The sequence below is a fragment of the Staphylococcus pasteuri genome (assembly GCF_030547725.1).
In the GTDB taxonomy this organism is placed as follows: Bacteria; Bacillota; Bacilli; order Staphylococcales; family Staphylococcaceae; genus Staphylococcus; species Staphylococcus pasteuri.
Genome location: NZ_JAUOQO010000602.1, coordinates 1 through 253, shown reverse-complemented (window position 1 = coordinate 253; position 253 = coordinate 1). Strand labels below are relative to the sequence as shown.

Below are 253 nucleotides of genomic sequence, written 5' to 3'. Positions count from 1 at the left end.
AACAAGATCAGCCCCGCCAGCGCAAAAAGCGCGTCTGAATCATCGGCCAAACCGCCGTTGCCGACGATCTTGGCGTAAAAGAAATACCCGTAAAGCGCCAGAAACGCCCCGGCGATGCCCAGCGCCCAATCGTACCAGGGGATATAGTGGCGCGGGCTGGATTTGAACAAGGGATAGGCCATGGCGGCCAGGAAAACAGCAAAGGCCAGATGGATCTGGCGGGAATTGTTGATCAGATCACCGGGCAGGATAT

At 56.9% G+C, this 253-nt stretch carries 1 pseudogene; it reads right to left on the bottom strand.

The annotated features are described in order from the left end of the window. Nucleotides 1-253 (bottom strand): annotated as a pseudogene (locus Q4528_RS14870) (hypothetical protein); the annotation flags it as partial.